This is a genomic window from Streptomyces sp. NPDC026575 (assembly GCF_055567415.1).
This window is the reverse complement of the sequence record NZ_JBVHQM010000009.1, coordinates 63,584-87,407: the sequence shown is the minus strand read 5'-3', so window position 1 is coordinate 87,407 and position 23,824 is coordinate 63,584. Positions and strand designations below refer to the sequence as shown.

The window sequence follows — 23,824 nt, the reverse complement described above, 5'->3', positions numbered from 1 at the left end:
TGATCGGGCACCGTCCGCCGTGGTCGGACGGTGCCCGGGGTGTGTCCGGGGTGTGTCCGGCGGGTGCCTCAGCCGGCGGCGGTGGCGGCCCGGACCCGGTCGCGTGCCTCCTCCCAGGGGACGGGCGCGGCGACCACCGCACGCAGCGCGCGTATCTGACGCGGTGGCAGGGCGCAGGCCAGCACGCCGACGGCCCGGCCGGCGCGGCCGTAGAGCGCGACGGCGCGGCGGGCGTCGCGGTCCAGGACGGTGGTCGCCACCTCGTCGGCACCGGCGGTCAGGCCGTACGCCTGGAGCTTGAGGCCGTACTGGTCGGACCAGAAGTAGGGCACGGGGGCGAACGGCCGGCGCTCCCGCGGCTCCGCGCCCTCCGCGGCGGTGACGGCGCCCTCGGCGGTCAGTTCGGCGACGAGGTTGCGGGCGGCGGCCATGGCCTGTTCGGTGGCGTTCATCCGGTGCTCGAAGCGGAGCGGATGGCCGTGCACGGGGTGCTCCCAGCGGGCCACGTCGCCCGCGGCGTAGATCCCGGGTGCGGCGGCGCAGTAGGCGTCGCAGCCGAGCCCGTCGGTGGTGTCCAGGTCCGGGTCGGCCAGCCAGCCCACGGCGGGCTCGGAGCCGATGGCGAGCAGCACCAGGTCGGCGGGGAGCCGGCCGCCGTCGGCCAGCCGGACACCGCCGACCCGCGCGGCCGTCCCGTCTCCGGTGGTCTCGAACGCGGCCACCTCCCCGGTCGACAGGCGGACGCCGCGGGCCCGGTGCTCCTCGGCGAGCAGCTCCCCGATGCCCGCGCCGACGGCGGCGGCCATCGGCACCGGTTCCCGGCCGACGAGGGTGACCTCATGCCCCAGCTCCCGGGCCACCGCGGCGGCCTCGCAGCCCAGGACGCCGTTGCCGACCACGACCAGGCGGCGGTGGCCGCCGGTCAGCGCCTCGCGCAGCGCCAGCGCGTCGTCCAGGGTGCGCAGGGTGTGCACACCGGCGACGCGGTCGGCGCCGGGCAGCGTACGGGCCGCGACGCCGGTCGCGATGATCACGCCGGCGCAGTCGAGCCGTTCCTCCCCGTCGAGGGTGAGGGTGCGGCCGGCCACGTCGAGCCCGGTGGCCCGGGTGCGAAGCCGCAGGTCCAGGTCGAGCGCGTCGAGCTGGTCCTTGGTGCGCAGCTGCAGCTTCTCCGGCTCCCAGGTGCCGTGCAGCAGCTGTTTGGACAACGGCGGCCGGTCGTACGGCAGATGGGGCTCGTCGCCGATGAGGGTGAGCGGTCCGTGCCAGCCGGAGCGGCGCAGCGCCTCGGCCGCGGCGAGGCCGGCCGCCGAGGCGCCGACGACGGCGATCGGCCGGGCGGCGCGGCACTGTTCGGCGTCAAGGGTGATCTTCATGGCAGAAGGCTCCGTGGAATCGGCTTGTGGTAGCGGGAGTTGGCGGGGCGGCCGGGACGGGTCCACGATCACCCGGCGACGGCCCCGCTGTCACCGGATGGCCGGAAGGCGCCCCGGCCGTGGAGGTGGCCGGGGTCGTCCGCCTCAGGCCGGGACGCCCCTTCCACGGCGCCTCGGCGGGCGCTCGCACGGCCCCGGGAAGCTCCCGGTTACGCTTCCAGGATGGCGCGCACCCTCGACCACGACGACCGATTCCCCGCCGGGCTGCCGGTGGTCGCCCAGATGGGACGGACCGCGTCCGGGCGGGCCTGGCTGGCGCGGCTGCCGGGGCTCGTCCGGGACCTCGAAGAGCGCTGGGAGCTGCGGCTCGGCGCCCCGTTCCACGGCGGCAGCTGCTCCTGGGTCGCACCGGCCGAGCAGTCGGACGGTACCCCCGCCGTGCTCAAGGTGGCCTGGCCGCACCGCGAGGCCGACGGCGAGGGCCCGGCGCTGGACGCCTGGGGCGGCAACGGCGCGGTACGGCTGCTGCGCCGGTCCCGCGAGCAGAGCGCGCTGCTGATCGAGCGCTGCACGCCCGGCACCGAGCTGGGCCGGGCCGCGCTGCCGCCCGCCGAGCGGCTCGCCCTCGCGGCCCGCCTGCTGCGGGAGCTGGGGGACGCACCCGTGCCGCCCGACGGTCGGCTGGAGCGGCTGGACGCGGTGTGCGCCGAGTGGGCCGGCCTCGTGGAGGAGCGGATGCGGCGGCTGCGGCCCGGCTACGACGCGGGGCTGGTGGCGCTCGGCGCCGATCTGCTGCGCGGGCTTCCGGCGACGGCCGCCCGCGAGGTCGTCGTGCACGGTGACTTCAACCCGGGCAACGTACTGGCGGCGCGGCGCCGGCCGTGGCTGGCCATCGACGCCAAGCCGATGGTCGGCGACCCGGCGTACGACCCCTGGCCGCTGCTGGCGCAGATCGACGACCCCTTCGAGCACCCCGATCCCCGGCCGGTGCTCCGCGACCGCTACGCCCTGGTCGCCGAGGCACTGGGCGAGGACCCGTCACGACTGCTCGCCTGGTCGGTGGCGCGCGGTGTGGAGAGCGCGCTGTGGAGCGCCGACCACGGCGATGTCGAGGGCGGCGCCGAGGAGTTGGCGGAGGTTCGGGTACTGGCGGAGCTGGCCGGGCTGTGACCCCGTCGTGGGCTTGCGCGCACTGGTCCATGGGCTTGCGCGGCCCGGTCACGGACTCGTCGGACACGGCCTACGCTGGGTACCCATGAATGGCGAACCGCGCGGGCAGGGTGAACCGGTCCATGTGACGGTGTGGGACGAGGCGTTGCCCGGTGCGCCGCGGGTGGTGCTGGTGCACGGGACGATGAGCTGGGGCACGGAGTGCTTCGCGGGACAGCGGCCGCTGGCCGGGATGTTCCGCCTCGAAGTCGTCGACCGGCGGGGCTTCGGCGACAGCCCGGACATCGAGCGCAGCGACTATGCGACCGACGCCGAGGACATCGTCGAACTGCTGGGAAACGGCGCGCACTTGGTCGGCCACTCCTATGGCGCGGCCGCCGTGATGCTGGCCGCCTCGGCCCGCCCGGAGGCGGTGCAGTCGCTCACCCTCATCGAGCCGTCCGCGCTGCGCACCGCGGCCGCGCACCCCACCGTCGCGGCGACGCTGGAGCGGATCCGGGCGGCGTTCGGGGAGTCGGGCCAGGAGGTGAGCGCGCAGGAGCATCTGCGGCGGTCCACCGAACCGTACGGGCTGGCGATGCCGGAGCCGACTCCGAGGATGCTGCGCGCGGTGCGCTCGGCGCTGCAAGAGCGCCCCGTGTGGGACGCGGAGCTGCCGCTCGGGCCGCTGGCCAAGGCCACCATGCCCAAGTCCGTCGTCAACGGCACCTGGGAGACCGCGCACCCCGACTACCGGGAGTTCACCGGCAGGGCGCTGATGGCCTGCGGGGAGTACCTCGCCGAGGCGATCGGCGCCCGCCACGTCCAGGTGCCCGGCGCGGACCACTTCCCGCACCGCGACCGCCCGGACGAGGTGAACGCCGTCCTCGCCCGGCTGTGGCAGAGCTGAGGCCCCGGCCACCGGGCGGCCGCCCGCGCGGCCGGCGCCGAACGACTGCTACCGCCCGCCGTGCTCAGGCGACCTCGATGCCGTACTCCTGGACCAGCGCCTCCAGGCCGCCGGGGTAGCCCTTGCCGCCGATCACGAAGTCCCAGTCTCCGCCCGCCCGTTGGCGGAACGAGCCGAGCACCAGCGCGGTCTCGCCGCGCCGCCCGTCCGAGACCTCCAGCTGCCCCAGCTCCTCCCCCGCGGCGTCCATCAGCCGGATGCGGGCGTCGGTGAAGCCGGCGAGATCGGCGTCGGGGTCGGCCTGGGGGTCGATGGCCGCGACCAGGACCAGCCGGTCGGCGTCCGCCGGCAGCGCCTCGAAGTGCACCTGCATCGCGGCGCGGTCGGGAGCGAAGCCGGGCAGCATCCGCACCGAGCCGTCCGGGGTGCGGGGGTTGTTGTAGAAGACGAAGTGATCGTCACTGAGGACCGTGGTGCCCTTGCACACCAGCGCGCAGACGTCGAGACCGACCTGGCCGGACCAGTTCATGCCGAGGATGTTGTGGTCCGGAGTGTCTTCGGTGGCGGTGGTGCCCGGCTCGTCGGCCGTGCCCAGGCGGCCGCGCAGCCCGTAGCGGCCGAGGAGGTCGACGAGTTCGGGGCCGGCGATGAGACTGAGCGGCTTGCCGTTGGCGAAGGTGTGCGCGCCGGGGCCGAAGCGGGAAGTCGTCACCAGTACGCCCTTGTTGGCGCCTTCGGACTGGACGGTGCCGTAGAGGTCGCGGACGGCGGTCGGCGGGACGGTGTTGCGGTAGCGCTTGACCTGCACGACGATCTTGCCGCCGCGGATCGGGTCCGGGTCCAGGGCGTCCACGTCGACCCCGCCGTCGCCGGAGCGCTGGGTGGTCACCGCCTGCATGCCCATGGCGCGGAACAGCTCGGCGATCAGGTTCTCGAAGACGATCGGGTCCATCTCGTACAGGTCCGGCTCGCCGTCGGTGCCGTGCGAGACGACCGCGGTTGCGCCGCCGACGTCGCCCGGCAGCCGGCCGGGCCGGACCGCGGTCCGCTGGTCGGGGCGCGCGGAGAGCTGCCCGCGCAGCCCGTCGGTCAGACACTCCACGGCGCCGACCTGCTCCAGACGGAAGGAGTCGAAGGCCCGGCGGGGTGCCATGACGGTCGCGAGGTAGACCTGGGCGGGACGGCCGGTGGCCGGGTCCACCGCGTCGACGAAGCCGTTGAGGGCCACCGATTCCAGCGCGCCGTAGGTGTCGGCGGCGAAGAGGTCGCGCAGGACCAGCAGCATGCTCTGGGCCAGTACCTCGCGGTAGAGCGCCCGGCGCTGCGCGGCGGGCCGTGCGGTCTCCTTCTCCTGGTCGGCGGTGGGCATGTACCGGACGGACTTGTTCTCGGGGACGACGGCGTAGCCCGGCAGTTCCCAGTCCAGGACGAGCTGACGGGCCGTCGGGTCGTAGGCGGCGGCGACCTGCCGGGGAAAGCCCTCCGGCCAGGCCGTGGAGGCGTACAGCGCGGCGGAGAAGTACTCGACGGCGGATTCCGCGTCGCCGCCGCGCAGACCGGAGAGCAGCTCCTCGATACCGGCGTTGTGCTGCCGGACCCCGTCCAGTGTGGTGGCGGCCCACTGGTCGTACTGCTGGCGGTAGGCGGCGAGCTGGGCCTGGCGCCGGCTCTCGGCGGCCTGTGCGGCGTACCAGTCCTGCTCGTAGCGGGCACGGGCCTCCCCCTGGGCGCGGTCGCGGCGGGCGGCGCCGGCGTGCCAGCCGCCGGGCGGCGCCTGATAGCGGGCCGGGTCGGGCATCGGCACCGGGGTGGCCAGGGCGCCGGGCGCGAACTCCTCGATCCGCTCGGAGCGCAGCAGCGCGGCGGCGGTGAAGGCGGGGGCGCGGCAGCCCTCGGCGAGCAGACCGGTCAGCGCGGCGACCCGGGCGTCCAGCTCCTCGGTCCGCCGGCGGGCATCGGCCTCGCGCTGCTGGCGGTAGGCCGCCTGCCGCTCCCGGTGCATCCGCGCCATCGCCCGCTCGGCGTCCCTGGCCTGCCGTTCCTGGTCGCGCCTGTGCTGTGCGTACGCGCGGCGCTGGGCTTCCTCCCGGCGCTGCTGCTGACGCTGCGCCTCGGCCCAGACGGCCATTAACCCATGGGAACGGCGGCTCATGTCGAACTGTGTCCTCCCCCCGGGGCGGCTGCTGCCCCCGGAACCCTGTGGAAGCGGCTTCACCTGCGCTGTTGACCCGACTTTAGCGGGGGCGGCGAGCCGACAGCCGGTGGGAGGACGAGATTCCGGCCGAGGTCCGGGGCCGGTCCGATGGGTGGCGGCCGGACCACGCGCGAGCGGGAGCCGTCCGGATCCCTCGCCCGGACAATTCGACGTTGCCCTATCGCCTTTGCGGTATTACCTTTGGCGCTGTGACTACCGGGTCGGCCATGGGCCATGAGCGAGTGAGGTTCCCGGTCACCACGTGACCAGGCGGCGGGTGACCAGAGCCCCGCCCCTCCGCTCCTCCACAGTAAGCGCGTTCCGCGCCGCATTTCGCCTGCACGCCTTCGCTGCCTGCATGCGCATCACCTTCCGCCGCATTTCGCACCACGCCCGCCTTCGCGGCGCCGTGGTCGATTCGCCGTGCTCGGCGCGCGGTTCACCGTCGCGCCATCGGGCCTCTTCGGCATGCCCGCACAACGACCGCGGGCGCCTCCACATTCACCTGCGTATGCCCTTCCGCATGCCCTTCCGCATTCATCGACCCTGGAGAAAACACCGCACATGCCCCTGAATTTCAACCAGCAGATCATCGAGGAATTCCGTGCCAACGGCGGCCGCGTCGGCGGGCCCTTCGAAGGCGGCCGACTGCTCCTGCTGACCACCACCGGCGCCCGGTCCGGCGCCCCGCACACCACCCCGCTCGGCTACCTCCCCGACGGCGGCGGACGGGTCCTGGTCATCGCCTCGGCCGGTGGCGCGCCGAAGCACCCGGCCTGGTACCACAACCTGGTCGCCCATCCCCGCGTCACCGTCGAGGCCGGGGTCTTCACCTACGAGGCCGAGGCCATCGTCCTGGAGGGCGCCGAGCGCGACCGGGCCTTCGCCCGCGCGGCCGCCACCGACCCCGGCTGGTCCGACTACCAGGACCGGGCGGGCCGGGTGCTCCCCGTCGTCGCGCTCCAGGAGATCCCCAGCGGTCCGCCGAACGTCCGCGCGGCCTCGCCGGGCGCGGCCCTCAAGGCGGTGCACGACGGATTCCGGCGGGAACTCGCCCTGATCCGCGCGGAGACAGCGGCGTCGGGCCCGGGGCTCGGCGTCCAGCTCCGGATCAACTGCCTGACGCTCTGCCAGGGCCTGCACAACCACCACACCGGCGAGGACGCCGGGATGTTCCCGATGCTCGACCGGCACCATCCCGAACTCGGCCCGGCGCTGGAGCGGATGCGCGAGGAGCACGAGAAGCTCGCGGTCCTCCTCGAAGCACTGCAGAAGGCCGTCTCCGCCGACGACGCGGATCCCGCAGTCGTCCGCGCCGAGGTCGACCGCCTCATCGACGAGGTGGAGGCCCATCTGGCCTATGAGGAGGAGCAGTTGATCCCGGTGATCGACGGAGCCGGCCGCTGAGCCGGGCGACCGGCGAACCGGGGCAGGCGGGCGGGCGGCTCAGATCGCGCCGTCGTGGCCCGCCCAGTACGGGTCGCGCAGCTGCCGCTTGAAGAGCTTGCCCGACTCGTCACGCGGTAGCCGCTCCTCGAAGACCACCGCCCGGGGGACCTTGTACCCGGCGAGACGCTCGGCGACATGGGCGCGTACCTCCCCGCCGCCGAGCGTCACACCGCGTTCGGTCTCCACATGCGCGGCGAGGACCTCGCCGAACTCCTCGTCGGGGATGCCGAACACGGCCGCGTCGCGCACCCCGTCGAGGGACAGCAGACAGCCCTCGATCTCCGCGGGGTAGATGTTGACGCCGCCGGAGATGACCAGGTCGTTGCGGCGGTCGCTGAGGTAAAGGTAGCCGTCCTCGTCGAGATGGCCGATGTCTCCGATGGTGACGTACCCGGGCAGGCCCGGCGCCTCCATGGCGGCGCGCTTGTCCGGGTCGCCGAGGTAGGTGAACTGCGGCCAGGCGTCGGCGGGTTTGAGGTAGATGTCGCCGGCGGCGCCGGCCGGCAGCGGCTGCCCGTCCGGGCCGAGGACCGCGACGGCGCCGGACCCCCTGGGCCGTCCGACGGTGCCGGGGTGGGCCAGCCACTCCGCGCTGTCGCACCAGGTCACGGCGCCGGTCTCGCTGCCGCCGTAGTACTCCCGCAGCACCGGCCCCAGCCAGTCGATCATGGCGTGTTTGATATGCGGCGGACAGGGGGCCGCGGCGTGCACGACGGAGGTGAGCGAGGACAGGTCGTAGCGCTCGCGGACGTCCTTGGGCAGCCTGAGCAGCCGTACGAACATCGTGGGGACGACCTGGACCTGCTCGATGCGGTGGTGTGCGATCAGCCGCAGGAACTCCTCGGCGTCGAAGTGCGGCATCAGCGTGATGTCCAGACCGGCCGCGAGCGCGAGGACGGCGTGCTGGCTGGGCGACGCGTGGTAGAGCGGCGCCGGGATGAGCGTACGGCCGCCGGGGGCGACGGCGAAGTACTCCAGGAACAGCCGCACCGCCTCCTCCAGCCGCTCCGGGGCGACCGGTTCGCGCAGAACTCCCTTGGGGCGGCCGGTCGTTCCGGAGCTGTAGATGACCGTGGGCGGGCGCTCGGCGGCGGCGGCCTCCAGGGGCGGGTGGCCGGCGAGCCAGGAGTCCAGCAGCGGGTGCGCCCCGGTGGGCGGCGGGGCGGCGAGACCGCAGGCGGCCGCGACACCGGCGGGAACGGCGGCCTCGATGACCCGTACGCCCTCCGGGAGCACCGCGGTCACCCCGGCCAGCAGGTCGCTGTGCGCGAACACCACCTTGCTGCCGCTGTCGGTGAGCACATGCCGCAACTCGTCCTGGCGGAAGTGCCAGTTGACGGGGACGGCACAGGCGCCGAGCAGGGCCGCTCCGGCGGTGATCTCCAGATGGGCGGGCTCGTTGCGCAGGACGACGGCGATCCGGTCGCCCGGCTCGACGCCGGCCGCGCGCAGGCCGGTGGCGATCCTTGCCGCCCGTTCGAGGAAGGCCGGGTAGTCGCGTTCCGCGCCCGCGCAGCGGATGGCCGGAGCGCCGACGGCGGGTGGGGCGACGGCTTCCATGGTGCCTCCCATGAGTGCGGCCCGGGCCGCTCATTGAACCGGCAATCGCGGATCGTCGCCAGAGTGCCGCGGGGATGCCGGGGCGTGCCGGGCCTCGACCGCGCGCATTCGGCCACCTGCGCCTGAGACCGACAGAAGGTCCGAGGTATCGCCGCATCCCGTCCGTCAACTCCGGTAACTCTCGGGCCATTTCCGCGAGATGCTCCGATGTTTGTGGTGTCCAGGGTCTTCCGGTCCGGGTGCGCGGACTGCACCATGCGGGAGGGCCCAGGAGGCATGCGCAGGACCGACGGACGTGGACACCCGACCGAAGGAGCGAGCGATGCACATCCGCACAAGACCGTTCCGCCGGCTGGTGGTGGGGGCGACACTGGGCGCCCTGCTACTGGCCGGTGGTGGCCCGGTGGCCGCCGCCGAGCCCCCGCCGCGGCCCGCCGCCGGACCCGGCACCAACCATGCGGCCGACGATCCGTTCACCGCGTCGCGCACCTCGTGGTGGCGGCAGGACCGCTTCGGGATGTTCATCCACTTCGGCGCGTACGCGAATCTGGAGGGCGAGTACACCCGGCCGGACGGCACGGTCTGCCGCAACGCGGAGTGGATCCAGCGCGAGTGCGCGATCCCCAAGGCGGAGTACGAGAGGCAGGCGGCCACCTTCAATCCGTCGGCCTTCGACGCCGAGGCGATCGTCAAGGCCGCCAAGGACGCCGGCCAGCGCTATATCGTCATCACCTCCAAGCACCACGACGGCTATGCGATGTGGCCGACGAAGCAGAACACCTGGAATCTGCGCGACCATTCCGCCTTCGACCCGCACCGCGACCTTCTCGCCGAGCTGAAGAGGGCCGCCGACGCCGCCGGGATCAAGCTCGGTTTCTACTATTCGATCTGGGACTGGCACGACCCCGACTTCGCCGATCCGGCGACCTTCCCGCGCTACAGGAAGCGGATGTACGGCCAGCTGAAGGAGTTGATCGACCGATACGACCCGGCACTTTTGTGGTTCGACGGCGAATGGGACGCGGACCACCCCACCAACCGCTGGTCCCGCCGGGACGGCGCGGCCCTCCAGGCGTATCTGCACGGCCTGAAACCGGGCCTGATCGTCAACAACCGCGTCGGCAAACGCGAAGTGGTCGACGGCGACTTCGGCACGCCGGAGCAGGAGATCCCCGCGGAGCCGGTCGACGGGCAGCTGTGGGAGAGCTGTATGACCCTCAACGACCACTGGGGCTTCGCCAAGTACGACACCAACTGGAAGTCGCCGGCGACGGTCGTGCACAACCTGCTGGACGTGGCGAGCCGCGGCGGCAACTACCTGCTCAACGTAGGGCCCGACAGGCTCGGGCGCATCCCGCGGCCGTCCGTCGACCGGCTGCGGGAGGTCGGCCGGTGGCTGGGGAGCGGCGGTCAGGGGGACGCGGTGTACGGGGCCGGGCACACCGGGCTGGTCGCCGCCCCGTCCTGGGGCGCGGTCTCCCGGCGCGGCGACGAGCTGTACGCCGCCGTCACCTCCTGGCCCGGGGCGGCCGGGTCCCTCCACCTCACCGCCAAGGTCCCCTTCGAGATCGCCGCGGCCCGGGTGCTGGGCAGCTCCCAGCGGGTGGCGGTCGCCCGGGCCGGCGACGGCTTCGACCTCACCCCGTCCGGCGCCGCCCCCGATCCGCTCGCCGGCGTCATCCGGCTCACGATCAGGCCGCCGGCCGCGGCACCCGCCGGCCAGGGCACCGGGCTGACGGCGCGGAGCTGGGCGAACGACTCCTTCACCGGCCCGCCCGCGGCGGTCGGCGTGGACCCGACGGTGAACAAGTCCTACCGCTTCGACGGCTCACCGGACCCGAAGATCCCCGCCGATCACTTCGCCGTCCGCTGGACCGGCACCCTTCAGCCGCGCTTCGACGAGACGTACACCCTCACCACCGTCTCCGACGACACCGTGCGGCTGTGGATCGACGGCCGGCAGGTGATCGACGACCCGGTCCCGCACGGCGCCAGGGTCGACAAGGCGACCGTGGCCCTCAAGGCCGGGCACCGGCACCGCATCCGCATCGACTACACCGAGCGCACCGGCGAGGCGCATCTGAAGCTGCTGTGGTCCAGCCCCGGCCAGGAGCAGCAGATCGTGCCGCGGAGTCAGCTCTACCCGGACTGATCGCGGCCGCGCGGACGGTACCGGCCGGCGGGCGGAAGCGGGCGGAAAATCCCTCGCCCCGGCTGGGCCGTTCGGGTCACCGCGGGGGCGGTTGTCAGTGCCCGCTCCTATCCTCGGGGACCATGAGCGACGACGAGATCCTGCGGACCCATGGCGAGGCCCTGGCGCTGTTCGGCAGCCGGGTGCACGCGGTCCGCGACGACCAGTGGGACGGTCCGACGCCGTGCTCGGAGTGGTCGGTGCGCGATCTGGTGAACCACCTCACCGCCGAGCAGCTGTGGGTGCCCCGCCTGGTGCGGGACGGCGCCACGATCGCGGAGGTGGGCTCCGAGTTCGACGGGGATGTGCTGGGCGACGATCCGGCCGCGGCGTGGGACCGCGCGGCGGTGGCCGCCGTGGCGGCGCTGGCGGAGCGCGGTGCGCTGAGTCGTACGGTCCAGCTGTCCTACGGCTCCGGCCCGGCCGACGCGTACTGCTCGCAGATGATGGCCGACGCGGTGGTGCACGCCTGGGATCTGTCCCGTGCGATCGGCGCCGATGAGCGGCTGCCCGACCGGCTGGCGTCGGCGGCGCTGCGCGAGGTGGAGCCGTATGCCTCGGGGCTCGACGCGTCAGGGCTGTTCGCCCCCGCGGTGGACGCCCCGGAGGACGCCGACGAGCTCACCCGGCTGCTGTGCCTGCTCGGGCGTCGGCCCTGACCCGGAGGCAAACACCCCAGGGGCAGGGCCGACGCCCGAGTGATCCGCTGATCAGTCGATGCCGCGGATGATGTACGGCTCGGCGGGATCGTCGTCGCAGCCGGCGAGGCGCACCGGCGCGCAGCGATCCCAGACTTCGAGGTTACGGACTTCCCTGATACGACCTGGTCGCTCGCCCCGCTTCAAGCGGGGCTGCTTGTGTTGAGCCTTGTGCATTGCCACCACGCACTCCTTCATCGAGGTATCGGTCCGACGCGGTGGCGCCTTGTTCACAAACCGGGAGGTCGGCCAAGGTTTGTGGCGTTCCCGCGACGGGCCAATTGGTGTTGGCGTCTCCCAGAAAGGTCGTCCGTCGCCCCTCAGAGTAACGATGCCGCACCCGCCGCGCTCGACGTTTTCCGGCGAGATGGTCACCACGCCGGAAGGCGGGAATTCCACCCCCGGTGGTGACGGGGAAATGGGGCGGGATGTGTGATGCACATCACTCACCCGAATGGCTCCGTCGTTGCTGCATTTGCCCCGATCCGTACGCTGGAGGGTGACCGCGCGGAGGGAGTGTTCCCACCCGCGCGGCCGCGGTGCTACCCATGGGCGAGTGGCATGGTTCTCGGATTCCGGTTACTGGCTCGGGCGGCTCGTCTTCCAGCGGACGCTGGCGGTTCTCTACCTGGTCGCGTTCCTCGCGGCGGTGCGCCAGTTCCGGGCACTGATCGGCGCGCGCGGCATGCTGCCGGTGCCCGCGTATGTGGCGCGGGTGCCGTTCGGCGCGGCGCCCTCGGTCTTCCACTGGCACTACTCGGACCGCTTCTTCGCCCTGTGGTCGTGGTCCGGCGCGGCGCTGGCGGCGGCCGTGGCGGCCGGGGCCGCGGACGCCGTGCCGCTGTGGGCGTCGATGGTGCTGTGGGCCGCCCTGTGGGCGATGTATCTGTCGATCGTGAACGTCGGGCAGACCTGGTACGGCTTCGGCTGGGAGTCGCTGCTGCTGGAGGCGGGCTCGCTCGCGGTGTTCCTCGGCAACGCCGAGACCGCTCCCCCGGTGCCGATCATGTGGCTGCTGCGCTGGGTGCTCTTCCGGGTCGAGTTCGGGGCCGGACTGATCAAGATGCGCGGCGACCGCTGCTGGCGGGATCTGACCTGCCTCTACTACCACCACGAGACCCAGCCGATGCCGGGGCCGCTGAGCTGGTTCTTCCACCATCTGCCCAAACCGCTGCACCGGGTCGAGGTGGCCGCCAACCACTTCGCCCAACTCGCCCTTCCGATCCTGCTGTTCACCCCCCAGCCGGTCGCCGGATGGGCCGCCGCCGCGATGGTCGTCACCCAGCTGTGGCTGGTGCTCTCCGGCAATTTCGCCTGGCTGAACTGGGTGACCATCGCGCTGGCGATGTCGGCCGCCGCCCCGCTGTGGGCCCGGCCCTCCCACCCGCTCGCCCCGCCCCCGGTGTGGTTCGAGGTCCTGGTGCTCCTGGCCACCGCCGGGGTCCTGTGGCTCAGCTACCGGCCGGCACGCAATCTGCTGTCCCGGCAGCAGATGATGAACACGTCCTACGAGTCGCTGCATCTGGTCAACTCGTACGGCGCCTTCGGCTCGATCACTCGCGTGCGCCGGGAGATCGTGGTGGAGGGGACGGCGGATGCCGTGAGCGGGCCCGGCACGACCTGGGTGGCGTATGAGTTCCACGGCAAGCCGGGCGATGTCGGGCGGCTGCCGCGCCAGTTCGCGCCGTACCATCTGCGACTGGACTGGCTGATGTGGTTCGCCGCGCTGTCACCGGCCTATGCGCGGGCGTGGTTCGTCCCGTTCGTGGCGCGGCTGCTGGAGAACGACCGGGACACGCTGCGGCTGCTGCGCACCAATCCCTTCCCCGATCTGCCGCCGGCCAGGATCAGGGCCCGGGTCTTCCGCTACCGCTTCACGACCTGGCGGGAACTGCGGGAGACCGGAGCGTGGTGGCATCGCACCGAGGAGCGGGAGTTTCTGCCGCCGGTCGCGCGGTCAGCTCTGCACGGAACGCGATGACCATGTCGCGGGCGTGGCGCAGCCCGATGCGGGAGAAGTCCCGCTCCAGCACGGCCAGTTCGCCAAGTGTCGCCTCCCGGTCGCGGCCGAGGCGGGCGCGGGACTTGGCCAGCCCGAGGCGGGAGAGCGCGACCCCGCGCGGCTCCTGCATCTCGCTGAACTCCCCCAGCGCGAGGGTGTAGAGATCGCGTGCGGCCTCGTAACGGCCGGCGCGGTAGAGGACGTTGCCGCGCATCTTGTGGTTGTAGGCGAGCGCCGACGCCAGGTCCATCGCACGGCAGATGTCCTCCGCCTCGGACAGCAGGTCCAGCGCGCGGTCCGTCTCTCCCTGGACGGACAGCACATCGGCTATCCCCCGCAGCGACCAGGCGCGGCCGCGGGCGTCCTCGCCGGCCTCGGCGATCCGGGCGGACTCCTCGAACAGCTCCAGGGCCTTGGCGTAGTCGCCGGTGTTGCGGTGCATCTGGGCTATGCCGGACATCGCCCAGACCATGTGCCGGGCCTCGCCGTGCGCCCGGCCCTGTTCGAGCAGCTGCTCGTGGAGTTCGGCGACCGCGGCGTAGTCGCCCTGGATGCGGCCGGTCTCGGCGAGGCCGGCGAGCGAGTAGCCGTGGGCGAGGCGGTCGCCGCTGCCGTCGGCCAGGGCGACCGCGTGGGTGAGCAGCCGGCGCGCCAACGGCAGGCCGCCGCACTGACGGGCCAGGGTGCCGCCGCTCCACAGCGCCCAGGCCATGGCGCCCGCGTCACCGGCGGTGCGGGCGCTGCGATAGCTCTCCCGCCAGGCGGCGCCGGCCTCCGTCACCCGGCCGAGGCGCCGGTTGGCCTCGGCGACCGCGAGCGCGGCCCGCGCCCGCTCCAGCGCGGTGTCCGCCCGGTCGTGTGCGCGGCTGGCCTTCGCCAGCACCTCCTCGTAGGAGGAGTTCACGCCCAGCGCCGAGCCCAGCTCGCCCTGGTATTCCGGGGCGAATGCCTTGCCGTACATAAATCCGTGACCTCTCGATCATTTCCGTGCCTTGATCACGAAACTACGAGCGGCAAGGGGTCCGGCGAATCAGTCCGCGTATGGGTTGTGCCGTACGACTGGAGTGCTACGCGCAGGGTCATGGTCATCATGCGGATGTACGCCCTCATCAGGGTCGTAGGACCGCAAGCCGGGCCGGAGCGGCTCCAGCAAGGCGCCGAACGGCCTCAGGGACGACTCAGGGTTCCGGTGCCGGACAGGCTGCGCCATCGCGTTGCACAAGCTGCACCCCGCGTTGCGGCTCTTGCCCGGGTTGGACGCGGCGGGCCACCCTGCTGCCATGACAGCAGCAGGTACGGGAGCGCGGTCCGGGGCCGGGGCGGACCGCCGGCGGTTTCTGCGGACCGCCGCGGCGGGACTGACCATGACGGCCGGGGTGGGACTGCTGACGGCGGCGGACACCGCCCCCGCACCGGCCCGGGCCGAACGCGTCACCGGCCCGCCCGAGCGCCGCTCCCGTCCGCTCTGTCTCGGGACCTACACCTCGAAGGACGGCGGCGGCACCGGCGTCGGACTCGCCGCCTACGACACCGTAACCGGGCGGATCACCGGCGCCGGCGTCGTGGCCGGGGTCGCCGATCCGTCCTATCTCGCCCTCGCGCCCAGCGGGCGCACCCTCTACGCCGTCGACGAGCAGGAGCGGGGCGGGGTGACCGCCCTCGCGCTGGCTCCCGACGGCCCGCCCCGCGTGCTGGGCACCCGGTCCACCGGCGGCGCCGGGCCCTGCCATCTGTCGGTGCACCCCGGCGGACGCTGGCTGCTCAGCGCCAACTACCTCTCCGGCAGCGTGGCCGTCCACCCGATCGACCGGGCCACCGGCGCCCTGGGCGAACGCTCCGACCTCGTCACCCACTCCAGCCCGCCGCCCGGCCCCGGCCAGGACGGGCCGCACGCCCACCAGATCATCACCGGCCCCGACGGCCGGTATGTGCTGGCCGTCGACCTCGGCAACGACACCGTCTACACCTACCGACTGGACGCATCGGCCGGGCGGCTCGCCCAGGTGTCGTACGCGGCGCTCCGCCCCGGCGCCGGCCCCCGCCATCTGACCTTCCACCCCTCCGGCAACTTCGCGTATCTGGCGAACGAGGTGGACAACACGGTCGTGGTCTGCGGCTACGAGCGCAAGAGCGGACGGCTGACGCCCGGTGCGCCGCAGTCCACCGGGACCGGGCCGGGGACCAGTTATCCGGCGCAGCTGCTCGTCACCCGCAACGGCCGCTTCGCATATCTCGCCAACCGCGGCCACAACAGCCTCACCCGCTACGCCGTGGAGGCCCGCGGGGCGCGGCTGCGGCTGCTGGACACCGTGCCGGTGGGCGGGGACTTCCCCCGGCAGATCGCGTTCTCGCCGGACGAGCGCTGGCTGTTCGCGGCGAACCAGAAGTCCGGTTCGGTGACGGTGTTCTCGGTGGACGGGCGGACCGGGGCGCTCACGAGCGCGGGTGAGCCGTTCGCGGCGCCGATGCCGGTGTGTGTGCTGCCGCGGTGAGCCGAACGGGCCCGGGCCGGCAAAGGCGCCGCGGCAACGGCCCCTCGGGGTCGACCGGTGAGCACCGGTCAGGCCGCGGGCGCGGCTCAGCCGGCCAGGTACTGCCGCAGCAGATCGCTCAGCTCCCGCTCGAACCCGTCGTAGCGGGCCCGGAGCCGGTCGCCCGGCCAGTCGGGCGGCAGCAGCGCGTCCGGCAGGAGCGGGTCGGCGAGGAGATGGCGCAGCGCGGCCGCCGCGACCGTGAAGCGTCCGGCGGGCGACTCGGCGCGGTCCAGGGCGGACATCAGGTCGCCGGCCCGCGCCGCCCAGCCGTCCAGGTCCCACAGGCGGGCGGCGAGCGCGACCGGATCGTCGTCCGGAGTGCCGCTGAGCCAGGTGCACTGCTCGGTGACGACGGGCGGGCGGGGCCGGTCGAGGTTGGCGGGGCGCAGCCAGCTGCCCTCGCGGAGCTCTGCCAGCCGCAGCGCCGCCATCGCCTGGCGCAGTGCGGTCCGCTCGGCGGCCGGCCGGCCTTCCGGGGTGGTGACGACGGCGATCTCCCAGCCCCCGCGCCAGGGACGGGTCCTGGGTGAGCGGCTCTCGTCCTGGCGGGTCTGGCGCGCCAGCAGGCGGGCGGTCAGCTCGTAGGAGCCGTCGCTCTGCCGCAGGTCGCCGGCGGCCACCATGCGCGAGAGCGCGACCCGGACGGTGCCCTCGGCGATGCCGAAGAGTTCACCGACCCGGACCAGGGCGCGGGCGGGCAGCTTCGGCGGATGGTGGCCGAGCAGGGTGCTCAGCACGATGGAGCGCGCGGTGAGGGGCCGCGGCGCGAGCGCGGCGGTGCGGTCGGGGTCGTCTTGGGTGCCGGGGCCGTTCATATGTGCAGCGAATTCTAGGGTGTGGACCGCGCGCGGCATTACGCTCTTCCCGCGGCTGTTCGGTTTCTGTAACGTCAACGGTATGACCGTCACCCATGAAGTCGTGAACCAGGCCCCGCCGCTGACCGGGTTCAGCACGGCGGACGAACCGGCCCTGCTGGAGGCGCTGCGCCGGGACGGCGCCGAGTGGGGCGTGCCGGAGGTGGCCGGGCTCGGCGCGCTGGCCGGTTCGGCGGCGGTGCAGGACCAGGCCCGCTGGGCGGAGCAGCAGCCGCCCCGGCTGCACACCCACGACCGGTTCGGGCACCGCGTCGACGAGGTGGAGTTCCATCCGGCCTGGCATCAGCTGATGACCGTCGCGGTGGAGCACGGTCTGCACGCGGCCCCGTGGACCGACGACCGCGCCGGGGCGCATCTGGTGCGCGCCGCGAAGTTCTACGTCTGGTCGCAGGCCGAACCGGGCCACGGCTGCCCCATCTCGATGACCTACGCCGCCGTCCCCGCGCTGCGCGCCGCACCGGACCTGGCCGCGCAGTACGAGCCGCTGCTGGCGTCCCGTTCCTACGACTTCGGGCTGCGGGCGCCGCTGACCAAGTCGGGGCTGATCGCGGGCATGTCGATGACGGAGAAGCAGGGCGGCTCGGACGTACGGGCCAACACCACGCGTGCGGTGCCGGCCGGCGACGGCACGTACCGCATCACCGGCCACAAGTGGTTCACCTCCGCCCCGATGAGCGATGTGTTCCTGGCGCTGGCGCAGACCGAGGAGGGGCTGAGCTGCTTCCTGCTGCCGCGGGTGCTGCCGGACGGCACGCTCAACGGGATGCGGCTGATGCGCCTCAAGGACAAGCTGGGCAACCGCTCCAACGCGTCCTCCGAGATCGAGTACCACGAGGCGGTGGCCTGGCCGGTCGGTGAGCCGGGCCGCGGGGTGCGCACCATCGTCGAGATGGTGAACATGACCCGGCTGGACTGCGTGCTGGGGTCGGCGGCCGGGATGCGGGCGGGGCTGCGGCAGGCGCTGCACCACACGGCGCACCGGCGGGCGTTCGGGCGGGAGCTGGACCGGCAGCCGCTGATGCGCTCGGTGCTGGCGGATCTGGCGGTCGAGTCGGAGGCGGCGACGCTGCTGGGCATGCGGCTGGCCGCGGCGGTGGACCGCTCGCAGGCCGGGGACGCCGGGGAGTCCGCGCTGCGCCGGCTGGCCCTGGCGGCCGGCAAGTACTGGGTGTGCAAGCGGGGCAGCGGCCATGCGGCGGAGGCGCTGGAGTGCCTGGGCGGCAACGGCTATGTCGAGGACTCGGGCATGCCGCGGCTGTACCGGGAGGCGCCCCTGCTGTCGATCTGGGAGGGCTCGGGCAATGTCGCCGCGCTCGATGTGCTGCGGGCCCTGGGCAAGGAGCCGGCCGCGCTCGACGCCTTCTTCGCCGAGGTGGAGACGGCGGCGGGCGCCGATCGGCGGCTGGACGCCGCGGTGGCCGCGGTCCGCAAGATGCTCGGCGGCCTGGCCTCTCCGGAGCGCGCGCAGCTGATGGCGCGGACGCTGGCGGAGCGGATGGCGCTGGTGCTGCAGGCCGCGCTGCTGGTGCGGTACAGCCACCCGGCGCTCGCCGACGCGTTCTGCGCCTCCCGGCTCGACGGGGAGTGGGGCAACGCGTACGGCACCCTGCCGCCCGGGGTCGATCTGACCGCGATCCTGGAGCGCGTCCGGCCGCCGGCGCCGGACACGGCCGGGGGCGCGTCCTGATGTCCGTACGGATCGAGCGGGCCGGGCCGGTGACGACGGTGGTGCTGTCCCGGCCCGCGTCCCGCAACGCCGTGGACGGCCCGACGGCGCGCCGACTGACCGATGCCTTCCGGGAGTTCGACGAGGATGACGCGGCGAGGGTGGCCGTGCTGTGGGGCGAGGGCGGGACGTTCTGCTCCGGCGCCGACCTCAAGGCGATGGGCACCGAACGCGGCAACCGCGTGGCGCCCGACGGCGACGGGCCGATGGGGCCGACCCGGATGCGGCTGGGCAAGCCGGTGATCGCGGCGCTGGCCGGCCATGCGGTGGCCGGCGGGCTGGAGCTGGCGCTGTGGTGCGATCTGCGGGTCGCGGAGGAGGACGCGGTCCTCGGGGTGTTCTGCCGGCGGTGGGGGGTGCCGCTGATCGACGGCGGTACGGTGCGGCTGCCGCGGCTGATCGGCGCGAGCCGGGCGATGGACCTGGTCCTGACGGGGCGCCCGGTCCCGGCGGCGGAGGCGCTGGACATCGGGCTGGTCAACCGGGTGGTGCCGACCGGCACGGCGCGCGCGGAGGCCGAGCTGCTGGCGGCGGAGATCGCCCGCTTCCCGCAGGCGTGTCTGCGCAGCGACCGGACCGCCCTGCTGGACCAGGAGGGCCGGGACGAGGCGACCGCCCTGGCCTCGGAACTCCGTTACGGGCAGACGGTGCTGGCCGAGGCGATGACCGGCGCGGCGCGCTTCGCGGCGGGCGCGGGGCGGCACGGAGAGCCGGACCGGGCAGAGGAGGTACCGCGGGTACCGGGCCCGGAGAGTCACGGTGAACCCGGGGTGACACCATGCGCCTCATGAGCGATCTGACCTACCCCGAGGCGGGCGGTACCCGGCGCACCCCGCTGCCGGCCGGCTACCACCATCTCCACGAGGAACTGCCGATCGGCCGCGGCCGCGAGGTGCTGGCCGCGGCGGGCGAGGCGATCACCACCTTCCGGATGCACCGGGCCGCGGGCACCGGCATCCGCGCCGACGCCCCACGGGCCGCACCGGGGGTCGCCGTCGAGGTCTCCTTGGGCGTCGGCCCGCTGCGGCTTCTGGCCCCCTGCCGGGTGGTGTGGACGGTGGCCGACGAGGACCGCATCGGCTTCGCCTACGGGACCCGCGACGGGCACCCCGAGTGCGGCGAGGAGGCGTTCCTGGCCGAGCTGCGCGCGGACGGCTCGGTGTGGTTCACCGTGACCGCCTTCAGCCGCCCGGCCCGAGCCGTCACCCGTCTCGCGGGGCCGCTGGTCCCCGTCTTCCAGCGGCTGTACATCCGCCGTCTCGGCCGCACTCTGCGCCGCCTGGCGAACCGCTGATCGGCGGCCCGCGGCGGCCGGAACGACCAGCCCTCCGTCCGCTTTTCTCACCCCCTGACGCCGCCCGGAGACGCGTAGTTACCGACGCGTAGCCCCGCCATCGCTGATCGCCATACGTCCACTTGCGCTTCATCTTTTCGTCACCATCTCCCCTGGCGACCGTGAGAGAAATCCAGCCATGTGTGACGACGAACTGATCCCGCCGCAGGCGGACATGACCGAGCGGGAGTGGCTGCGGGCCGGCTCGGACGCGGCGGCCGGGGCGCCCCAGATGCCCACGACGGGGCGCGTTCCGCAGTGGGTGAACCGGCGGACGCTGCTGGGCGGCGCGATGGCCGGCGCGGCGCTGGCGGTGCTGCCCTCGCAGGCGCAGTCCCCCGCTTCGGCCGCGACCCGCCCGGGGGCCCCGGGGGCCTTTCCGTTCCCCGAGCACCCCAACGGCAAGGGGGAGTTCGCCGTCCTCGTCACCGGTGACGCCGGCACGGGGGACGAGGCGCAGTACGCGGTGGCGGCCGCGGCGCGGGACCTGTGCAGGGCCGAGGGCATCGGTCTCGCGGTCGGTCTCGGCGACAACATCTACGAGAACGGCCCGGAGTCCGCCGACGACTCCGAGTTCCAGGACAAGTTCGAAAAGCCCAACAGCGGCATCGACGTGCCCTGGCTGATGGTGCTGGGCAACCACGACTGCTCGGGGCTGATACCCGGCAGCGGCGGCGACCCCTCGCGCGGTGACCGCGAGGTGGCGTACGCCAAGACCTCCAAGCGCTGGTACATGCCCAGCCGCTACTACAGCGTCCCGCTGCCGGCGGCCGACCCGCTGGTGGAGTTCTTCGCCATCGACACGATCCCCTGGTCGTCGTACGTGGCCCAGCTCGACCCGTACTACCACTGGGACGGGCCGTACATGCGCGAGCAGCGGAGCTGGCTGGACCGTGCGCTGAAGGCGTCGCGGGCCCGTTGGAAGGTCGTCATCGGCCACCACCCGTACCTCAACAACGGCAAGCACGGCAGCGCCGGTTCGTACGACGGGTTCGAGATCGGGAACTACACCAGCGGCGTCCACCTCAAGGAGATGTACGAGCAGGTGGTGTGCGGGCGGGCCGATCTGATCCTCTCCGGCCACGACCACACCCTGCAGATCCTGGAGCCGACGGCGCGGACCGGCGGCACCCGGCAGGTGGTCTGCGGGGCGTCGGCCAAGACGGAGGACGGCAAGGCGCACTTCGGGCACCCGGCCGCCTGGCAGAACTTCTCCGACAACGGGTTCATGGTGCTGAAGGTGTCCGGCGCGCGGCTGACCATCGACGCGTACACCGTCGACGTGGCGACGCGCACGGCGACGCTGCGGCACCGGACGCGGCAGACCACCCCGGTCGCCGCGGCGCGGGCGCACGCCTGACGAGAGGAGCCGTCCTGGTCGGTGCACGTCCAGGACGGCTCGCCCACCTGGGCTTCCACGTCTGTACACCGCCGCCCGGCCGATGGCGCACCGCGACATGCGGCCTCCCCGACCCGCGCCTAAGGTGTTCGCATGGCCGCGTTCCGGTGGGTATCGGCCCCGGTCGAGGACGGCCCGCGGCCGAGGGCGCGGGAGGTGTCCGCCGCGCCGCCGCTGGCCCGCGCCCGGACGCGCCGCCGCCTTCCACGTGTGAGCCCGCCGTGTCCGAGCTCCAGGACTCCGCGGCGCGGCACCCCGTGACCGGCCGACCCGCCGCGGAACCGCCCCCCGACCCCTCCGGCCAGGGCTACGACCCCCGCTCCGGCCGGGACCGGCATCCGGTCGAGGAGGACGTGCCCGGGGTGTCGGACCACGAGCCCATCGGACTGCGCGAGCGGCTCTCGCTCAACCGGACGGGCACCTTCGACTGGGATCTGGACCGCGGGCGCATGGCCCTGGACCCCGGCGCCATGGAGGTCTTCGATCTGCGCCCGGACGAGTACGACGGCGCGCCGATGTCCCTGATCTCGCGGGTGCCGCCGGAGGAGGGCCTGCGGCTGGACGGGGCGCTCTCCCAGGCCCTGGAGGACGGCCACCCGTCGTACGGCGCGTACTTCCGCGTCCACTGCCGCGACGGAAGCCGGCGCTGGACGCACTCCCAGGGGCGGATCCTGCACGACGCCGACGGGAGGCCGTACCGGGTCGTCGGCATCGTCCGGGAGGCGACCAGCGAACTGGCGGACTCCGCGCTGCTGCGCTCGCTCCAGCAGGACCGGCGGCGGCAGACCGTGATGGTGCAGCAGACCACCGCCGCGCTGGCCCGTGCGCTGTCCGTCCGGGACGTCACACGGGTGCTCGGCGGGACCGGCGGAGCGCGGCGGTTCGGCGCCGACGGGCTGGTGCTCGGGCTCGTCGAGAACGACCGGTTCAAGGTCATCGCCACGGCCGGGCTGGAGGGCGAGGTACCCGAGGAGATGAGGACCTCACGGCTGGACGACACCCTCCCGCTGGCCGATGCGGCGTGCTCGCGGCGGCCCGCCTTCCTCAGCAGCCGCGGCGAGCTGATCGCCCGCTATCCGCGGCTGCGCCCGTACACCGGCCTGCTGCCGACGGGCAGCGCGGCGTTCCTGCCGCTGGTCGCGCAGGACACCGTGATCGGGGCGCTGGGGCTGTTCAACGCCGAGCCCGCCGTGCAGTCGCAGGAGGCCAGGAACCTGGCACTGGCGCTGGCCGGTGTCGTGGCGCAGTCGGTGCAGCGGGCCACGCTCTTCGACCAGGAGCGCGAGTTCGCCACCGGACTTCAGGAGACGATGCTGCCGCGCCGGCTGCCGGCCATCGCGGGCGGCGCGGTCACCGTGCGCTACCACCCGGCGAGCGTCGGTCGGGACGTGGGCGGCGACTGGTACGACGTGATCGCGCTGCCCCAGGGGAGGATCGGCCTGGTGATCGGCGATGTGCAGGGCCATGACACGCATGCGGCCGCGGTGATGGGCCAGCTGCGGATCGCGCTGCGGGCGTACGCCGGTGAGGGGCACACCCCGGAGACCGTGCTGGTGCGGGCCTCCCGCTTCCTCGCCGAGCTGGACACCGAGCGCTTCGCGACCTGTACCTACGTCCAGGCCGACCTGCAGTCCGGGTCGCTGCACGCGGCGCGGGCCGGCCATCTCGGACCGCTGATCAGCAACAGCTCCCGGCACATCGACTGGCCCGAGGTCTGCGGCGGGCTGCCACTGGGCCTGGCCACCGCCTTCGGGCACGACCACTTCCCCGAGACCCAGCTGTTCCTGGAGCCGGGGTCGACGCTGCTGCTGTGCACCGACGGCCTGGTCGAACAGCCCGGCCAGGACATCTGCGCGGGCCTCGACGCGCTCGCCGCGGCGGTCCGCGACGGCCCCGCGGACCTGGAGGCCCTCGCCGACCGGATCTCGGACCGCCTGTGGGCCGACCCCGGCTCCGAGGACGATATGGCCCTCCTGCTGCTGCACCGGCTGCCCGGCCCCGGCGGCGCCGACGCCACCCCGCGGCTCCGGCTGCAGGTGCATCAGGCCGACCCGCAGGGCGCCGCTGAGGTCCGCTCGGCGCTGCGCCGCACGCTGGACCAGTGGCGGGCGGCCGGCGTCCTGCACAACGTCGAGGTCACCGCCTCCGAGCTGGTCGCCAACGCCCTGACCCACACCGAGAGCGGCGCCCTGGTCACCGTGGAGCTGCTGCCCGGCGCCCCGCGGCGGATCCGGCTGGAGGTCGAGGACCGCTCCAGCCGCTGGCCGCGCCGCCGCAGCCCCGGCGAGACCGCGACCTCCGGCCGCGGGCTGATGCTGGTCGAGGCCCTGGCGGACCGCTGGGGCGCGGAGCCGCGGGGCGCGGGCAAGGCGCTGTGGTGCGAGTTCGCCGTGCCGCCGGAGCCGGACGCGGCGCGGTAGACCCGCAC

Annotated in this window: 18 protein-coding genes; 12 read left to right on the top strand and 6 right to left on the bottom strand. The window is 73.7% G+C overall.

What is annotated here, in order from left to right:
- Nucleotides 1-68: 68 nt before the first annotated feature.
- Nucleotides 69-1,376 (bottom strand): NAD(P)/FAD-dependent oxidoreductase, encoded by a 1,308-nt coding sequence (locus ACZ4NB_RS14620; protein WP_467661402.1) that lies wholly within the window; start codon nucleotides 1,374-1,376, stop codon nucleotides 69-71.
- Nucleotides 1,377-1,598: 222 nt separating this feature from the next.
- Between ACZ4NB_RS14620 and ACZ4NB_RS14615 the strand changes: the two genes are divergently transcribed.
- Both ACZ4NB_RS14615 and ACZ4NB_RS14610 read left to right on the top strand, forming a co-directional pair.
- Nucleotides 1,599-2,546 carry an aminoglycoside phosphotransferase family protein gene (locus ACZ4NB_RS14615; protein ID WP_467661400.1) on the top strand — a complete coding sequence of 316 codons (948 nt, stop codon included), beginning with the start codon at nucleotides 1,599-1,601 and terminating at the stop codon, nucleotides 2,544-2,546.
- A gap of 85 nt (nucleotides 2,547-2,631) precedes the next feature.
- Complete coding sequence (locus ACZ4NB_RS14610; RefSeq protein WP_467661398.1) at nucleotides 2,632-3,435, top strand: alpha/beta fold hydrolase; 804 nt, start codon at nucleotides 2,632-2,634, stop codon at nucleotides 3,433-3,435.
- 64 nt (nucleotides 3,436-3,499) lie between these two features.
- Here the strand turns inward: ACZ4NB_RS14610 and ACZ4NB_RS14605 are convergent, their stop codons facing one another.
- Entirely contained in the window at nucleotides 3,500-5,587 is a 2,088-nt protein-coding gene (locus ACZ4NB_RS14605) for a restriction endonuclease (RefSeq protein WP_467661396.1), read from the bottom strand.
- Nucleotides 5,588-6,193: 606 nt separating this feature from the next.
- Here ACZ4NB_RS14605 and ACZ4NB_RS14600 point away from each other — a divergent pair.
- A complete protein-coding gene (locus ACZ4NB_RS14600) occupies nucleotides 6,194-7,036 on the top strand; it encodes a nitroreductase/quinone reductase family protein (RefSeq protein ID WP_467661394.1) in 843 nt (280 codons plus the stop codon).
- 39 nt (nucleotides 7,037-7,075) lie between these two features.
- On the opposite strand, the gene ACZ4NB_RS14595 is transcribed toward ACZ4NB_RS14600, so the two are convergent.
- Entirely contained in the window at nucleotides 7,076-8,638 is a 1,563-nt protein-coding gene (locus ACZ4NB_RS14595; RefSeq protein ID WP_467661392.1) for an AMP-binding protein, read from the bottom strand.
- 322 nt (nucleotides 8,639-8,960) lie between these two features.
- On the opposite strand from ACZ4NB_RS14595, the gene ACZ4NB_RS14590 reads away from it, so the two are divergent.
- Nucleotides 8,961-10,790: an alpha-L-fucosidase gene (locus ACZ4NB_RS14590; protein ID WP_467661390.1), complete on the top strand. Its 1,830-nt coding sequence runs from the start codon at nucleotides 8,961-8,963 to the stop codon at nucleotides 10,788-10,790.
- 122 nt (nucleotides 10,791-10,912) lie between these two features.
- Nucleotides 10,913-11,488, top strand: a complete 576-nt coding sequence (locus tag ACZ4NB_RS14585) for a TIGR03086 family metal-binding protein (RefSeq protein WP_467661388.1) — start codon at nucleotides 10,913-10,915, stop codon at nucleotides 11,486-11,488.
- A gap of 51 nt (nucleotides 11,489-11,539) precedes the next feature.
- On the opposite strand, the gene ACZ4NB_RS14580 is transcribed toward ACZ4NB_RS14585, so the two are convergent.
- Nucleotides 11,540-11,710: a hypothetical protein gene (locus ACZ4NB_RS14580; RefSeq protein WP_384429709.1), complete on the bottom strand. Its 171-nt coding sequence runs from the start codon at nucleotides 11,708-11,710 to the stop codon at nucleotides 11,540-11,542.
- A 373-nt stretch (nucleotides 11,711-12,083) separates the two neighbouring features.
- On the opposite strand from ACZ4NB_RS14580, the gene ACZ4NB_RS14575 reads away from it, so the two are divergent.
- Nucleotides 12,084-13,508, top strand: a complete 1,425-nt coding sequence (locus ACZ4NB_RS14575) for a lipase maturation factor family protein (protein WP_467661386.1) — start codon at nucleotides 12,084-12,086, stop codon at nucleotides 13,506-13,508.
- On the opposite strand, the gene ACZ4NB_RS14570 is transcribed toward ACZ4NB_RS14575, so the two are convergent.
- Nucleotides 13,402-14,490: a tetratricopeptide repeat protein gene (locus tag ACZ4NB_RS14570; RefSeq protein ID WP_467661384.1), complete on the bottom strand. Its 1,089-nt coding sequence runs from the start codon at nucleotides 14,488-14,490 to the stop codon at nucleotides 13,402-13,404. The two genes, ACZ4NB_RS14575 and ACZ4NB_RS14570, sit on opposite strands and share 107 nt — an antisense overlap.
- Before the next feature lie 319 nt (nucleotides 14,491-14,809).
- Between ACZ4NB_RS14570 and ACZ4NB_RS14565 the strand changes: the two genes are divergently transcribed.
- Nucleotides 14,810-16,021 (top strand): lactonase family protein, encoded by a 1,212-nt coding sequence (locus ACZ4NB_RS14565; protein ID WP_467661382.1) that lies wholly within the window; start codon nucleotides 14,810-14,812, stop codon nucleotides 16,019-16,021.
- Nucleotides 16,022-16,107: 86 nt separating this feature from the next.
- On the opposite strand, the gene ACZ4NB_RS14560 is transcribed toward ACZ4NB_RS14565, so the two are convergent.
- Nucleotides 16,108-16,878 carry a PaaX family transcriptional regulator C-terminal domain-containing protein gene (locus ACZ4NB_RS14560; RefSeq protein WP_467661380.1) on the bottom strand — a complete coding sequence of 257 codons (771 nt, stop codon included), beginning with the start codon at nucleotides 16,876-16,878 and terminating at the stop codon, nucleotides 16,108-16,110.
- A gap of 82 nt (nucleotides 16,879-16,960) precedes the next feature.
- Here ACZ4NB_RS14560 and ACZ4NB_RS14555 point away from each other — a divergent pair, with 82 nt between their 5' ends.
- From ACZ4NB_RS14555 to ACZ4NB_RS14535, 5 genes are all read left to right on the top strand, one after another.
- On the top strand, nucleotides 16,961-18,625 hold the full coding sequence (locus tag ACZ4NB_RS14555; protein WP_467661378.1) for an acyl-CoA dehydrogenase family protein: 1,665 nt from the start codon (nucleotides 16,961-16,963) through the stop codon (nucleotides 18,623-18,625).
- Nucleotides 18,625-19,455, top strand: coding sequence for a crotonase/enoyl-CoA hydratase family protein (locus ACZ4NB_RS14550; RefSeq protein ID WP_467661376.1), 831 nt, complete (start codon nucleotides 18,625-18,627; stop codon nucleotides 19,453-19,455). The genes ACZ4NB_RS14555 and ACZ4NB_RS14550 overlap by 1 nt, the downstream gene beginning before the upstream one ends.
- On the top strand, nucleotides 19,452-19,958 hold the full coding sequence (locus ACZ4NB_RS14545; protein WP_467661374.1) for a DUF1990 family protein: 507 nt from the start codon (nucleotides 19,452-19,454) through the stop codon (nucleotides 19,956-19,958). Before ACZ4NB_RS14550 ends, ACZ4NB_RS14545 begins: the two co-directional genes overlap by 4 nt.
- A 178-nt stretch (nucleotides 19,959-20,136) precedes the next feature.
- Nucleotides 20,137-21,357: a metallophosphoesterase gene (locus tag ACZ4NB_RS14540; protein ID WP_467661372.1), complete on the top strand. Its 1,221-nt coding sequence runs from the start codon at nucleotides 20,137-20,139 to the stop codon at nucleotides 21,355-21,357.
- Nucleotides 21,358-21,617: 260 nt separating this feature from the next.
- On the top strand, nucleotides 21,618-23,816 hold the full coding sequence (locus ACZ4NB_RS14535) for a SpoIIE family protein phosphatase (protein ID WP_467661371.1): 2,199 nt from the start codon (nucleotides 21,618-21,620) through the stop codon (nucleotides 23,814-23,816).
- The last annotated feature ends 8 nt before the right edge of the window (nucleotides 23,817-23,824 follow it).